Consider the following 14,662-nt stretch of genomic DNA (forward strand, 5'->3'; position numbering starts at 1 on the left):
ACCCCTTATCACCTTATACTACAGGCACAATAAGAGGTTCTTCAATTTTTGTTACCCATTCACTTCCAAATAAACTTCATTCATCATATCTTCCATTAGAGTAAAGCACTCAATTTTTTTACAATTGTTTTTGCAGCGTACATATCTTGAAGCAACAACATTTTTACGTGCTCATTTTATATATTTTTCATATACAAAAAATAGGCCTCCCCTTAGATAGTGCAGCCTGAATTACATATAATTTTCTGATAAACATTACTAAAATTTATATTTTGACAGCGATTTAAAAAATCTATCTAGGCGATTTTTTGAACCCTTCTACATTCTGCATGTAGAATTTAATAATTATAAAACAGCAGTTTATGCAGCAGATATTCTCTGCTTTTCCTTGCATCTAAAGGCTTGCAGTAACATGTCCGTATTACCTGCTGTTCAGATTGTTTCTCAGCCAATTTTACTATTTTTTCTTCTGCTTTAATCTTTCTATAAATATCTTCCAGCCTTAAAAGCCCTAACGATCTAAGAGTTTTAGCGTTTAGGCGTTTTCCAGTTGATATATAATACCACCTATAGATACTTTTCCTTACCCAGGTATCTATTGCCCTTAGTTGTTGTACATCATTGATAACCAAAAAGTAGCTTAGCCAACTTCTCCGACTCTCATACATGCCACAATTACTACACCTTTGTAGACCAACAGCTTCATTTCCTAAGTATTTAAATGTTAGCCTGGTAATTAAAAATTTCAAACTATTTGTCGACTCATTTATATGAGTTCTACTTAAAACATCTATTACTCCCAACTTAAATTTCCTTATATTCTCTTGTTTAATCCTTACCCCCGTCTTAGACACTGCAAATCCCACATATTCAACATATGTCGCTTCTTGTAACAGATCGATTTTTGTTTCGGTTTTACCCCAATTTATATTTAGTCCCATACTTTCCAGTTTACTGTTAACTTCCGCTTTAATTCTTCCCTCAATATTCTCACTCTTATATAAAATTAAAAAGTCATCTGCATACCGCATATACTTAATGTCATATTTAGATCCTAAATTCTCCAAAACCCATTGATCAAACTCATGCATATAAATATTAGCTATAAGCCCTGAAAATACCCCCCCTTGAGGAATTCCAGCTTTTCTGCGAGTTCGACTTGGCTTTTGATATTTAAAAATATTTTCTCTTCCCTCCAAGTGTACATACGACTCAGCCAATACTCTATCCACCGATACAAATCTTTTTAAATATCTATAAATTAATGTATCTTCTCCGCCTGCAAAAGTTGATAATTTCTCTTTTAATAATGAGTGTGGAATTGTATCAAAAAACTTCTCTATATCCGCATCAAAAACATAATTATATCCTTCTTTTATATATCTATACAGGTACTTTACAGCCAAAGGGGCTGAATATCCTTCACGATAGGCAAAACTTGCGTTTGATAACTTTCTAAACTTTACCTCTGCCGTGGGATATATACACTTATGAATCAATTTTTGAACTAACATATCACTAATGCTCGCAATTGAAATTAATCTATGCTCCCCTTTTTTACCTCCCTTTTTTTGTATAGCTACTTCTCGAAACGGTTTAAAGAAATACTTTCCAGAAATAATACGATCAGCAATACTTTTACAATGGTGATCTAGATTAGCCCTAAAAGATTTCCAATCTATACCATCTACACCCATTTGCACTTTTACCTTAGGAGGGAAATACATCGTGTCTGTCTTTGCTTGTTCATACTCTAAATATATTTGTCTAATGTTTTCTAATGTGGCAAATTCTTTCAATACATCATCTAAATTTCTGTCCAACACTTATCACCTCAATAAAAAAAGCCCTCTCCTTGATTTATGCGGCGTTAGGAGAGGGAATGTCGAACCGCTTCTCTAATTTATTTAGAGTAAACTCTACACAAGATAAGTTACCTAAGAATAATTCCTTAGGCTACTAATCTTTGAGAGACGAAACTGCAAGTATAATTTCAATAATTTGTTGCAAGATAATCGCCTCCATATTCGTATCAGTGTTTGATGGTATAATATAAGTATACATCATTTGCACTGAAACTAGTGACCTCAATAGAGGCAATGTAACTAACACTACATTGGACCCTAACCCTATGTTAGCATGCTCACATACTATAATTATAGCAGTTTATACTAAATAAACCAAAAATTATTGACCTAATGTTACATTTTCTATAAAACTGAATTTATGAATAACTAAATTAGCCTTGCTACCATCTAAACGAATATTATATTCCATTTGATACTTACCTGGTAATTCGGCTGATTTAAATTCTTCAAACTTTTCAAATCCTGTGAACCAACGTTCAGCTGGAAGATAACCTTTCGATGTGTTTTGAATCAGTTCATCTTTATCAGCTAAGTATACTTTCGTCCCTTCAACTTTCTTACCATCTTTCTCAAAACTTACTTTTTTCACTCCTATAACTACTACTTCTGTTGATTGCACTGTTTTTGTATTCAAGTAAATCTCCTCCATTTAAATAAGCCCCATCTATTAGATACTAGGGTTCTAGATAAAAATCCATAAATGTATTATACATCATTAATACCATAAAAATACATCATTATCCATATTATTCATGATCAATAAACATTTTGCGCTTTTAAAGCAAGAGACCCTTCCCAGCATTCTCTCAATTCAATATCAAAGTCTATCTATATACTTCAAGTACAACTAATCATCCCCTTCATTTTTCGGATTTAATCCCTTAGTAATAAATACTTTACAGAGTTATTTCTAGCAAAATCAAAAGAGAGTAGCTTATTACCGAAACCCATACCAACCACTACTCTCCTCCAAAAACACCCTCGTCTCCCCACTATCCTTATAATAAGAATTCCACCCTCTCTCCCTCAAAATCCCCTTCCAACTATCACTCTCAACCATCTTCTTAATAACACTATCCCAATAAGCAACCTCTTCCTCCGTCATATCTTTTGGGCCCATAATTCCTTTCCAGTGCTGGAAGATGACGTTGATTCCTTGTTCTTTCCATGTTGGGATTTCTGGTAGGCGGTCTAGGCGTTTTGGTGCGGATACGGCTAGTATTTTTATTTTGCCGGCTTTGTATTGTTTTTCGGCTTCGGATAGGGTCATGGTTGCGGCGCCTATTTGTTTGTTCGTTAGAGCGTTTATGATTCTTTCTTTGTTTTCGTAGACGAAGAATTGTAGTTCGGCTGGTTTTATGCCGAATGCTTTGCTTACTTGTACGAAGGATAGGTGATCGTCGTTTCCTAGGCCGGGAGCAACTCCGATTTTGAAGTTTTTCTTGTCTTGTTTTAGTTGTTCCATGAGTTCGTTTGCGTTTTCTATGTTTGATTCTTTTGATACGACAACGACTTCCCAATCTGATGCGAGTGTTGCGAGCGGTGTGAAGTCTTTATATGTTAGTTTACTGTGGCCTAGTAGGTTGTTCGTTATGAGTAAGCTTGAGTTAATCGCCAGTACGTGACCGCCTTTTTGTTTCGTATATTTCCATCCGACATCACCGCTGCCACCTACTTTATTTGTGACAGTGATTGGTTTTGTGAAGATTTTTTCTTCTGTCAGTGTTTTTTGCATCGCCCGTGCTGTTAAGTCCCATCCTGCCCCTTGAACGTTTGGCGCAACGATTTCTACTTTGTCTATGTTTACTGTATTCGTTTGAGTTTTTTCTGAAGAACAACCAGTTATTACTCCTGTCATAATCCATATACATAGTAATAATCGCTTTTTCATAGTCCTCGTCCTATACAATATTTTCGTTCTGGTCGTCCTATAATGCCGTATGTGTACTCTACTGTGCATTCGTTTGTCGCTACTAAGTATTCTAAATATCTTCTTGCGGTTGTTCTGGAGGCTCCCATTTGTTCTCCCATTTCTTCTATTGTAATGCCCTCTTCGAATCCTTTTATAATCCCTTTCACTTTTTGCAGTGTTAACGGATCCACTCCTGTCGGTAAGTTTTTTATATCTTGTGTTTGCGAAATGCCGAAGAAGTTATCGATGAGTGTTTGATTCACTTCATTGTTACTATGTAATAATTGCTTCTTTCTTTTATAGTCTTCAATTGTGCGAACGAATTTTTCTAACGTGACCGGTTTTATAAGGTAGTTGCTTACGCCATTTCGAATTGCTTTTTCTAGCATATGGTTTTCATTTGCCGCAGTAACCATAATGACGTCAACGTTTGGAAAGTCAGCATGAATTTTCGGTAATAAGTCTGTTCCGATTCCGTCTGGTAAATAATTATCTAATAGAAGCAAATCGATTTCTTCCCTTTGTAGTAGTTCCATCGTTTCTTTCGCGTTCAATGCTTTTCCAATCACTTTTACATCTTTTATTTTTAATAAAAACTCTTCCTGAATTTGTGCGACGCGGAAATCATCTTCTGCAATTGCAACCTTCAACATATGCCCATCCCCCTGTTTGTCATGTACTTTCTCTCAATGTTTTCGGAAGGTAAATTGTAAAAATAGCTCCCCCATTTTTCTCGTTTTGAATTTCAATTGTTCCCTCTAGTACATCTACCATTTCTTTCACGTTTGCTAGTCCGTAACCACGATCATTTCCTTTCGTTGAAAATCCTTTTTGAAAAATGGTCGTGTTTTTTTCAGCTGGTATTCCTGCTCCACTATCTATCACTTCAAACACAATATCATGTCCAATATCCGTAACAAAGAAGGAAACACTCTTTTCCTCTCGTTCGCTCACCGCATCAAATGCATTGTCAATTATATTTCCAAGGATCGTAATAAGGTGCGATACTTTTATATGATCTGGTAACGGATGAAGCGCACTATCTCCTTCAATATGAAAATCAATTTTCTTCTCCGATGCTGTTCCAATTTTCCCTAATAAAATAGCTTGTACTTTCGCATCATGAATTTGATGGAATAAAATATGATTTTGACTTTGATGAATATTAGATTCTTGCTGGATAAATTCAATTGCTTCTTTGTAATGCCCTAACTGAAGTAATCCCGATAAGACGAAAAGCTTATTTGTAAATTCATGCGTTTGAGCGCGTAAGTCCTCGGAATACTTTCTTACCTCAGATATTGTGTTCACAAGGTTTTGCAGTTCTGTTTTATCTCTAAAACTACATACAACGCCTACCGTACTGTTATTTTCGCGTATCGGCGTCATGTTTAAAATAAACACTTTATCTTGAAACGCAATTTCTTGATCGTTTTCTAGCACTCTCTCCATATTAAATTCCGGTAAAACTTTTGAAATGTGTTGCTGCATATAATCATCATTTACATGTAGCATCTCTTCTGCCGACGTATTCATCATTGTAATAAAACCATTTTGATCAATGGCGATAATCCCTTCTTTTATAGATAGTAGTATTGCGCTTCGTTCCCGGTATAACGCTGCGATTTCATTCGGTTCCAGACCGAGTGTATCTTTGCGAATACTACGCGCTAAAAGAATGCCACCAACAATTCCAACTAGTAACACCGCTAAGGAAAAGAGGATAATTTCTTTCGTTCTGCTCAGTATGTTCGATTCAATACCTTTTATTAAAAACTCTACTGTCACAACACCTACTACTTGATCGTAGTCTCCGTTATGAACAATAATAGGTGCTTTCGCCATTAAGGCCGGCCACTTGCACCATTTCCTTCGAGTGTATAATAGCCACCAAAAGTAAGTGCTTCATAGTTATATAAATTGTTACTCTTTGTTCCAATCAACTCAGAATTAGAATGTGAATACATAACCCCATAACGATCTTCCACAATTACATAATCTGCACCAGCTTGCTCACGAACTTGTTCCGCAATGGATTGAATAGTACTTTTATGCTCGTTATATTGAAAAGCATCTTTTATAGCTGGCATAAAAGAAAGAGATTTAGCTGTTTGTAGTGCTAGCTGCTCCACTTGGCGCTTCGTATCAACGGACTGAATGTAAACAAATATTCCCGCTAATAGAAGAACAACAAATAAAATTAACGTAATAATTAAGCTTACTATTTTCGTTTGTAATGACACCTTGCGTGATTTCTTCATACTCCATATCCTTTGATAAAATATTCAAAACTATCAATCTCCTTTTTCTATTATTATGACAAAACTAATAATGAAGCAACTATTAAAACTCTCCATGTACATAAAGTACAAAAAGAATAAAATTATCATAATATTGAGATTTCAATTAAAGAACAGTACAATTCAACTACATTGAACACGCTTTCATAATTATCATTTTATTTATAAGCAAGAGGAGGAATTATTATGGCTCAAGCAAAATCAAACCGAGTCGCCGGCAATATCTTTAAAGGTTCCGTCGGCAATTTAATTGAATGGTACGACTGGTACGTTTACTCTGCTTTCGCTGTTTACTTCTCAGCAGAGTTCTTTCCTAAAGGAGATCCAACGAGTCAGTTATTGAACACAGCAGCTATTTTCGCAGTCGGATTTTTAATGCGCCCTATCGGAAGTTTATTAATGGGACGCTATGCAGATCGGCACGGACGCCGGGCAGCATTAACTCTTTCCATTACAGTTATGGCCGGTGGTTCTTTAATTATCGCCTGTACACCTAGTTACGAAAGCATCGGTATTATGGCGCCAATTATTTTAGTTCTTGCTCGTTTACTGCAAGGGTTATCACTTGGCGGAGAGTATGGAACTTCCGCAACATATTTATCTGAGATGGCTAGTAGTGGACGCCGTGGTTTTTATTCAAGTTTTCAATATGTAACGCTCGTTGCTGGACAGATGGTTGCGTTAGGCGTTCAAATTGTTCTTCAGCAATTACTAAGCGAACCAGATATGAAAGCTTGGGGATGGCGTATTCCATTCATTATTGGTGCGATGGGAGCAGTAGCTGTATTATGGCTTCGACGTACAATGGATGAATCAGAGCAGTTCTCAAATATGGAATCGAAAAACCGCGAAAGCGCAGGAACCGTTCGCGCTCTTATGAAACACCCGAAAGCAGTATTAACAGTAGTCGGCCTAACACTAGGAGGCACTGTTGCATTCTATACGTACACAACATATTTACAAAAATTCATGGTAAACACAGTCGGTCTTCCGAAAGAAGTTGTAAGCTGGATTAACTTTGCCGCACTACTTATATTCGTTGTACTTCAACCAATTGCAGGGCTATTATCCGATAAAATTGGACGCCGCCCACTATTAATGGCTTTCGGTATTCTCGGAACTTTACTAACAGCACCAATCTTCTTCTTTATGGAAAAAACGACAGAACCAATGGTAGCATTCTTACTCATGATGGTCGGTCTCATTATCGTTACTGGTTACACATCCATTAACGCCATTGTAAAAGCAGAACTCTTCCCAACTGAAATTCGCGCACTTGGCGTCGGTTTACCATATGCACTAACTGTTGCGATATTTGGCGGAACAGCCGAGTTCATCGCTTTATGGCTAAAAAGTATCGGGATGGAATCACTATTCTACTTCTACGTAGCTGGATGTATCGCGATCAGCTTCATTACGTATTGGCGTATGGATGAGTCATCGAAGACTTCGCAGATTGAGGCGGAGCTTAGTGGTGGGGATACATTAGTTAATAATAAATCTAGTTAAAATTACAGCCCTTTCCGAACGAGAGAGCCCATTGCCTTTAGGCATGGGATGAAAGTGAGGTTGGATACGGAGTACCACTAAAATCCGTAAGGTTCGTGGTACTTTAAGTATCCAAAGTATAGGTAGTTTCTTTGGGTCTGTTTGTTGTAATTTTTCGAAAATAAATGATACATTGTAACTATGATAAATGATTATAGAAGAACGTTTCAAAGTGTTGGTTGAAGAGATATGTAACGAACTTGATATTGTTAGTATCGCAATGGAATAGGATACCAACCACGTTCATTTGTTTTTAAATACACTGTCAACACTTAGTCCTGCTGATACAATGGCAAAAATAAAAGGAGTGACATCAAAGCGTTTGAGAGAAGAATGCCCTCATCACATGCACTTGCAAAGTTTATAGACGCGTTCCCATTTTGTTTCTACTGCTGGAAATGTATCAAATGAGACAATAAAACAGTATGTTGAGAATCAAAAAACAAAGGGGTGAAACGTATGTCACAGACCCTAACAGTGAAAGTGAAATTGCTCCCCACAAAAGAACAAATTCGTTTATTGGAACAAAGTAGCCGAGAGTACATTAAACTCATAAATACACTTATATCTGAAATGGTTGAAGCAAAGGAAAGTACGAAAAAAAGTACGAAAGATATTGAAGCGAATATACCAAGTGCGGTGAAGAATCAAGCAATTAAAGACGCGAAAAGTTTATTTGCTACAAAAGTAAAGAAAAGCAAGTATAAAATCATTCCGATTTTAAAGAGACCTGTTTGTGTATGGAACAATCAAAATTATTCATTTGACTCCACTCATATTTCAATCCCGTTTAAGGTAAAAGGAAAGTCAATTCGTTTAAAGGTCCGTGCTTTATTAATCGATAAAAAAAATCGCAATTTGGATTTGTTAAAACATAAGTTAGGTACACTTCGTATCACAAAGAAATCGAATAAGTGGATGGCCCAAATATCTGTCACACTTCCTACAAATGAAAGAGCAGGGACGAAAATTTTAGGAGTAGACCTAGGTCTCAAAGTCCCTGCGGTAGCAATCACAGACGATGACAAGGTTCGTTTCTTTGGGAATGGTAGGCAAAATAAATATAGGAAGCGTAAGTTTCGTAGTGTTCGTAAGAAGTTAGGAAAAGACAAAAAAGTGAATGCGATTCGGCGATTTGATGATAAAGAACAAAGATGGATGCAAGATAAAGATCACAAAATAAGTCGTGAAATCATTGATTTTGCGATTGCTAATCATATTTCTGTCATTCGTTTAGAACAACTAACGAATATAAGACAGACGGCAAGAACAAGCCGTAAAAACGAAAAGAACCTACACACTTGGTCATTCTATCGTTTGTCACGATTTATTGCGTATAAAGCAACATTAGTTGGTATTCAGGTTGAATATGTAAATCCGGCTTATACAAGTCAAAGCTGTCCGAAATGTGCTGAAAAGAATAAGGTACAAGACAGAAAATACAAGTGTCCATGTGGGTTTGGGACACATCGTGATATCGTTGGGGCGATGAATATTCGCTACGCAACTGTGATTGATGGTAACAGTCAATCAGCCTAAGCACCTATATGGTCTGGTTTAGGAGGGGCAATGAGATGCCCTCATCTTGAAGGCTGTTTAAAACAGAAATGGACTGCGAACGTTTAGTCATTCAAGAATCCCACCCGTAAATCCGTAAGGATTCGGGCTTGCGACTTTAGTCGTGGGAGTCTCAACTGAATTCGATTTGCTTTATCTAAAAAAGCATAATTCATTAATATACAATTTAAAAACCTCTACTTATATGTAGAGGTTTTTGTATGACGAAAAAACGCGTAGTTCCATTGTTATTTTACAAACCCCAAATTCTTCCTCATCTTAAAGTGGAACAAATTTATCCCTTAGAGTGTCTAATAAGTGTATTTCTAATACTAGTTGTCCAGATTGGATACAACATATCCCGTTCGACATCTATTTTTATGTATTACAAAAAAAAGAAAGGACTTATTATTCCCAAAAGTAAAAAGTATATATTGTAATACTTTCACAGGTGAGCCATTACAAGTGAAAACAAAAAAGAAATAACCCAAACCGTGACTTATCAATCATATAAAGTGAAACTTTAATCAGTGGGGGTTTTGTTCATCTCCCACTGATTATCAGCCCTCACCAATCGGGCTTTTACGGTCAGCCCGACCCCCACCTAACTTCTTTGCTTCCGCTGAATTTTGAGATGGGGGTCTTACTGCCCGTTAATGCGGGATAAACGTTTTGGATGTCCTTTAACCTGTGAAATTTTAGCTGCAGTAGTATTGTTACCCTATGCCATCTTTAATTGCATTGGTATTTAGAATACCTAGACAAAATCCATATATTCTTGAAAGAGGTTGAAAATTTATGTTCGTTTTAAACAAGTTCTTTAACATTTTACATTACAAAAAGATTGTGCCTGTAGTATTACTTTCATGTGTATCACTTATAGGCTGTTCCAATAGTAATACTCAATCTGAACCACCTAAACAAACGAATCAAGCTAATCAAATTAAACAAGAAAATACAGGTAATCAATCTTTCGCTAAACTTGAAAAAGAATATGATGCTAAGCTTGGTATTTATGCACTGGACACAGGTACAAATCAAACTGTTGCCTATCATTCAGATGATCGTTTTGCATTTGCATCTACATCTAAATCATTAGCTGTGGGTGCTCTTTTACGCAAGAACTCATTAGAAGCTCTTGATCAAAGGATTACGTATACTCATGAAGATCTTTCTAATTATAATCCAATTACTGAAAAGCATGTTGATACAGGAATGACGTTAAAAGAACTTGCAGATGCTTCCGTTCGATATAGTGACAGCACAGCACATAATTTGATTCTTAAACAGTTAGGGGGGCCCTCTGAATTTGAAAAAATCTTGAGAGAAATGGGAGATACTGTTACTACTTCAGAACGATTTGAACCTGAATTAAATGAAGTGAATCCAGGAGAAACACATGATACCAGTACACCAGAAGCGATAGCTAAGACACTTCAATCATTTACATTAGGAACTGCACTTCCAATAGAAAAACGTGAACTATTAGTAGATTGGATGAAGAGAAATACAACTGGAGATAAATTGATTCGTGCGGGCGTACCAAAAGGATGGGAAGTAGCTGATAAAACAGGCGCGGGATCTTACGGAACAAGAAATGATATCGCAATTATTTGGCCACCAAATAAAAAGCCGATTGTTCTTGCTATACTTTCTAATCATGATAAAGAAGATGCTAAATACGATGATAAACTTATTGCAGACGCAACCAAAGTCGTGTTAAATACCTTAAAAGCTACGGAATAAATGATAATAGGTTAAAAGTTTTCTATTTTAGGTGGGTGTTTTCATCAACTAAAAATTTAATAGTGTCCCAAAAACGAAATTTGGTGCTAACTTGCAATAAAAAGCTAATTTTTATTGTTTGGGGATAAATCGTTTTTTAAGCTTGATAGCGATTTGGTGCTATCCCTAAAACATCTGGACTTTAATAGCCAACTAAAAAATGCAAACAAAAAGACCTTTAATCAGTCGTTTTGTTTGCATTTCCTTTTTCTAAAACCACAGAAAAAATAAGTACTATAGTTAACACCATAATAAACCTTACTTCACTTCCATCACTTACAAAAAATGAATACAAAGTATAAATTAAAATTAATATTCCATAAATAACTTTGTGCAATGAACTCCCCCCTTTTTGCCGTATATATTTTAGTGTGAAAATTTAATTCAAGCCCTATATCAAAATGAAAAGCACCTGTGATATACACAAAGTGCTTTTCTCTTGTCAATTTATCTATTTTCACTATATTTATCTATTTTCTTTTTATAACTCAAATTTCTTCGAATCGTACTTTTCTAGAGTTTGCTGCAATTCATTTTGTTCATATGGAATATGTTTATCTGTCTGTACATCTTCAACATTTTCTCCACCTGTTAATAATCTCCTGTACTTAAAAGAGTGCCCTGTTAATACTGTTGTAATCATTTTGTATTGCCCTCCTTTTGTTTGATTACTTGTATCATAAAACAAGTATCTGAAGTTGATATGTAGTCTATCTAGAGTGTATGTAAATTTAAAAAATCTCTAATAAAATGTTTATGTTGTAACGTTACCACCAAAACTAGTGCTTCAAACACCATAATTTGAAGAGACAGTAACCCATATTCTAGTTTGAATTCCTCCTACAGTTCTATATTGAGTAAAACTAGTTAATCCCTATAATATAAAAAGAGCACCACTTTTTGGATGCTCTTCGTTATAACTATATATTATTTAATTTCCTTCTTTTGTTGGTACCATTTTTCCTTCTTGAGAGTCTGTACCCTCTGTTCTTTCAACAGTTTTTGCATGTTCTGGTTTTTCAGGGGCTCCCATTTCAAATCCAGGCTGAGAATCTGTACCTTCTTTTGTTGGTACCATTTTTCCTTCTTGAGAGTCTGTACCTTCTGTTCTTTCAACAGTTTTTGCATGTTCTGATTTTTCAGGGGCTCCCATTTCAAATCCAGATTGAGAATCTGTACCTTCTTTTGTTGGTACCATTTTTCCTTCTTGAGAACCTGTACCTTCTGTTCTTTCAACAGTTTTTGCGTCTCCTTTAGGAGTTGCTGGCACTGCATCTTTAGGTAAATCAAAGTTTTGTGAGAAAGACGTTGTTCCATCTGCACTCTGTGTAATTACTTGATTTGAACTACCTTCATTTGATTTTAAATTGTCCATTTTCGCATCATCTGCACCTACTGCACCTCCCGCTACCAATCCTGTACTTAAAAGTGCTCCTGCTAATAATGTTTTAATCATTTTTCATTACCTCCTGTTTATTTGTAATATTCATCAAAAAAGTATCTAGAGTTAATGCTTTAGTCATTATCTTTATCTACTTGCTTTTTGATTACATTTAGCATAAGACAAGAATCTATAGTTGATATGGACTGTATCTGGAGATTATGTAAAGAAAAATAGATGATCAATTGTTTATTGTTTATTATATAAATTATTTAACGCTACAAGCCATACCAGCTATCATATTACCAACTGAAATACCACCAGGTTCCCCCGATGCTCTCCCTCTAAAACAAATGACAAGCCACCTCATGCCCCTTCGCAATCTCAACCATCTTCGGTACTTCTTGCGCGCATTTTTCAGTGGCGAATTTGCAGCGCGTTCTGAATTTGCAGCCGGATGGTGAGTTGAGTGGGCTTGGTACTTCTCCCTCTAGAATGATCCGGTCTTTTCCTGTGTTTGTTGGATCTGGTTCTGGCATGGATGAGAGTAGTGCTTGTGTGTATGGATGTGCCGGTTTTGTGTATAGGTCTTCGCTGTCGGCAATTTCTACTATGTTTCCTAAGTACATGACTCCGATTCTATCTGATATGTGTCTTACCATGGATAGGTCATGTGCGATGAATAAGTATGTGACGCCTGTTTCTTCTTGAATATCCTGCAGCATGTTTACGACTTGTGCTTGGACTGAGACATCTAGTGCTGAGATTGGTTCGTCACATAGGATGAAGTCCGGTTTTACAGATAGTGCGCGCGCGATGCTGATGCGCTGTCTTTGGCCTCCACTAAATTCGTGCGGGTAGCGATATAGATGTTCTTCTTTTAAGCCTACTTTTTTGAGAAGGTCTAGAATGATTTCTTTTCTTTCTTCCGCTGTATGAGATCCGTGAATGTTCATCGGTTCGCTAATAATTTGGAATACGTTCATTGCCGGGTTTAATGATGCGTATGGGTCTTGGAAAATGATTTGCATTCGTTTTCGATATTCTTTTAGTTCACTTTCTTTTAGGTCCGCGATATCTTTTCCATCAAATAGAATGTTACCTGAAGTGACATCGTGTAAGCGAATGATGCTTCTTCCTGTCGTTGATTTTCCGCAGCCCGATTCTCCTACTAGCCCAAATGTTTCACCCTTTTTAATTGTGAAGCTTAGGTCATCGACTGCTTTTAATTGCTCTGTTTTTCTGCCGAATAGTCCTTTTTTAATAGGAAAATACTTTTTTAAGTTCCGAACTTCAATTAAGTTTTCTTCATGCATGGGAATCACCTACTATTTCATCGTTTAGCCAGCACATAGAGCGTCTTCCGTTTCCAATTTCAAAATATGGTGGACGTTCTTTTTCACAAATGTCCATTTTATGTGGGCAACGCTCTGCGAATGGGCAACCTTTCGGCGGGTGTAGTAAGTTTGGCGTTACACCTTGAATTGGCGCTAGTCTTTCTTTTACGCCGTTCGATATTTTTGGCAGAGAGTTTAATAGCCCTTTCGTGTATGGATGATTCGGCGATTGGAAAATATCAAGTACATGTCCTTCTTCCATAATAAGCCCGCCGTACATAACGATGACGCGTGTACAGTTTTGCGCAACAATTCCAAGATCATGCGTGATGAGCAATAACGACATATTCGTTTCGTTTTTTAAGTTTTTCATTAAGTCTAGTATTTGCGCTTGTATCGTTACATCAAGCGCTGTCGTCGGTTCGTCCGCAATGAGAAGATCTGGATTACAAGACATCGCCATCGCAATCATAACCCGTTGTTTCATACCACCACTTAGTTCATGTGGATATTGTTTTACCCTTTCTTCCGGTGAAGAAAGACCAACTTGTTTTAACAAGCTGACCGCGATATTTTGTGCTTCTTTCTTTTTCACTTTTTGATGCCGAATAATTACTTCCGTCATTTGCTTTCCAATTTTCACAACTGGGTTTAATGCCGACATTGGATCTTGGGAGATAAGTGAAATTTGATTTCCTCTAATAGAGCGTAATTCTTTTTCCGATTTAGAAAGTACGTTTTCATTTTGAAAAAGAATCTCTCCTTCTTTCACTTTCCCTGGCGACGTAACAAGAGCCATAACGGATTTCGCCATAACGCTCTTTCCGCTCCCCGATTCGCCAACAATCCCGACGACTTCACCCTTTTTCAGACTAAATGAAACGCCACGAACCGCTTCTACTTCGCCGTCTTCTATGAAAAAAGAAGTCTTTAAATTTTTTACTTCTAATAGTTTTTCAGACACGCTTTTCACT

At 36.6% G+C, this 14,662-nt stretch carries 12 protein-coding genes and 2 pseudogenes; 4 read left to right on the forward strand and 10 right to left on the reverse strand.

The window, feature by feature from the left end; all coding sequences use genetic code 11:
• Positions 1-338: 338 nt before the first annotated feature.
• The 5 genes and pseudogenes from SJY24_RS25755 to SJY24_RS25775 all read right to left on the reverse strand — a co-directional run bounded on the left by SJY24_RS25755 (position 339) and on the right by SJY24_RS25775 (position 6,041).
• Positions 339-1,823, reverse strand: a complete 1,485-nt coding sequence (locus SJY24_RS25755; RefSeq protein ID WP_377866672.1) for a reverse transcriptase domain-containing protein — start codon at positions 1,821-1,823, stop codon at positions 339-341.
• Positions 1,824-2,187: 364 nt separating this feature from the next.
• Complete coding sequence (locus SJY24_RS25760) at positions 2,188-2,502, reverse strand: hypothetical protein (RefSeq protein WP_377866673.1); 315 nt, start codon at positions 2,500-2,502, stop codon at positions 2,188-2,190.
• 303 nt (positions 2,503-2,805) lie between these two features.
• Entirely contained in the window at positions 2,806-3,759 is a 954-nt protein-coding gene (locus SJY24_RS25765; RefSeq protein WP_377866674.1) for a tripartite tricarboxylate transporter substrate binding protein, read from the reverse strand.
• The gene (locus SJY24_RS25770; protein ID WP_377866675.1) at positions 3,756-4,433 is read right to left on the reverse strand and encodes a response regulator; all 678 of its coding nucleotides are present in this window, start codon (positions 4,431-4,433) and stop codon (positions 3,756-3,758) included. The genes SJY24_RS25765 and SJY24_RS25770 overlap by 4 nt, the downstream gene beginning before the upstream one ends.
• 19 nt (positions 4,434-4,452) lie before the next feature.
• Positions 4,453-6,041, reverse strand: a pseudogene (locus tag SJY24_RS25775) (ATP-binding protein).
• A gap of 225 nt (positions 6,042-6,266) precedes the next feature.
• On the opposite strand from SJY24_RS25775, the gene SJY24_RS25780 reads away from it, so the two are divergent.
• The 4 genes and pseudogenes from SJY24_RS25780 (at position 6,267) to blaIII (ending at position 10,931) form a co-directional block, all read left to right on the forward strand.
• On the forward strand, positions 6,267-7,589 hold the full coding sequence (locus SJY24_RS25780) for an MFS transporter (protein ID WP_377866676.1): 1,323 nt from the start codon (positions 6,267-6,269) through the stop codon (positions 7,587-7,589).
• A gap of 193 nt (positions 7,590-7,782) precedes the next feature.
• Positions 7,783-8,082, forward strand: a pseudogene (gene tnpA / locus SJY24_RS25785) (IS200/IS605 family transposase); the annotation flags it as partial.
• 5 nt (positions 8,083-8,087) lie between these two features.
• On the forward strand, positions 8,088-9,167 hold the full coding sequence (locus tag SJY24_RS25790) for an RNA-guided endonuclease InsQ/TnpB family protein (RefSeq protein WP_377866677.1): 1,080 nt from the start codon (positions 8,088-8,090) through the stop codon (positions 9,165-9,167).
• An 816-nt stretch (positions 9,168-9,983) separates the two neighbouring features.
• Positions 9,984-10,931, forward strand: coding sequence for a class A beta-lactamase BlaIII (gene blaIII, locus SJY24_RS25795; protein WP_377866678.1), 948 nt, complete (start codon positions 9,984-9,986; stop codon positions 10,929-10,931).
• A 217-nt stretch (positions 10,932-11,148) separates the two neighbouring features.
• Here blaIII and SJY24_RS25800 read toward each other — a convergent pair whose 3' ends face one another.
• From SJY24_RS25800 to SJY24_RS25820, 5 genes are all read right to left on the reverse strand, one after another.
• Positions 11,149-11,307 carry a hypothetical protein gene (locus SJY24_RS25800; protein ID WP_002087303.1) on the reverse strand — a complete coding sequence of 53 codons (159 nt, stop codon included), beginning with the start codon at positions 11,305-11,307 and terminating at the stop codon, positions 11,149-11,151.
• Between the two features lie 144 nt (positions 11,308-11,451).
• Positions 11,452-11,613 (reverse strand): hypothetical protein, encoded by a 162-nt coding sequence (locus tag SJY24_RS25805; RefSeq protein ID WP_002150223.1) that lies wholly within the window; start codon positions 11,611-11,613, stop codon positions 11,452-11,454.
• 288 nt (positions 11,614-11,901) lie between these two features.
• Positions 11,902-12,426, reverse strand: coding sequence for a hypothetical protein (locus SJY24_RS25810; RefSeq protein ID WP_212089386.1), 525 nt, complete (start codon positions 12,424-12,426; stop codon positions 11,902-11,904).
• A 269-nt stretch (positions 12,427-12,695) separates the two neighbouring features.
• Entirely contained in the window at positions 12,696-13,667 is a 972-nt protein-coding gene (locus tag SJY24_RS25815) for an ABC transporter ATP-binding protein (RefSeq protein ID WP_377866679.1), read from the reverse strand.
• On the reverse strand, positions 13,660-14,652 hold the full coding sequence (locus tag SJY24_RS25820; protein WP_377866680.1) for an ABC transporter ATP-binding protein: 993 nt from the start codon (positions 14,650-14,652) through the stop codon (positions 13,660-13,662). Before SJY24_RS25820 ends, SJY24_RS25815 begins: the two co-directional genes overlap by 8 nt.
• Positions 14,653-14,662: the final 10 nt, after the last annotated feature.

This window comes from Bacillus sp. R86525, from assembly GCF_042466195.1.
GTDB lineage: Bacteria > Bacillota > Bacilli > Bacillales > Bacillaceae_G > Bacillus_A > Bacillus_A nitratireducens.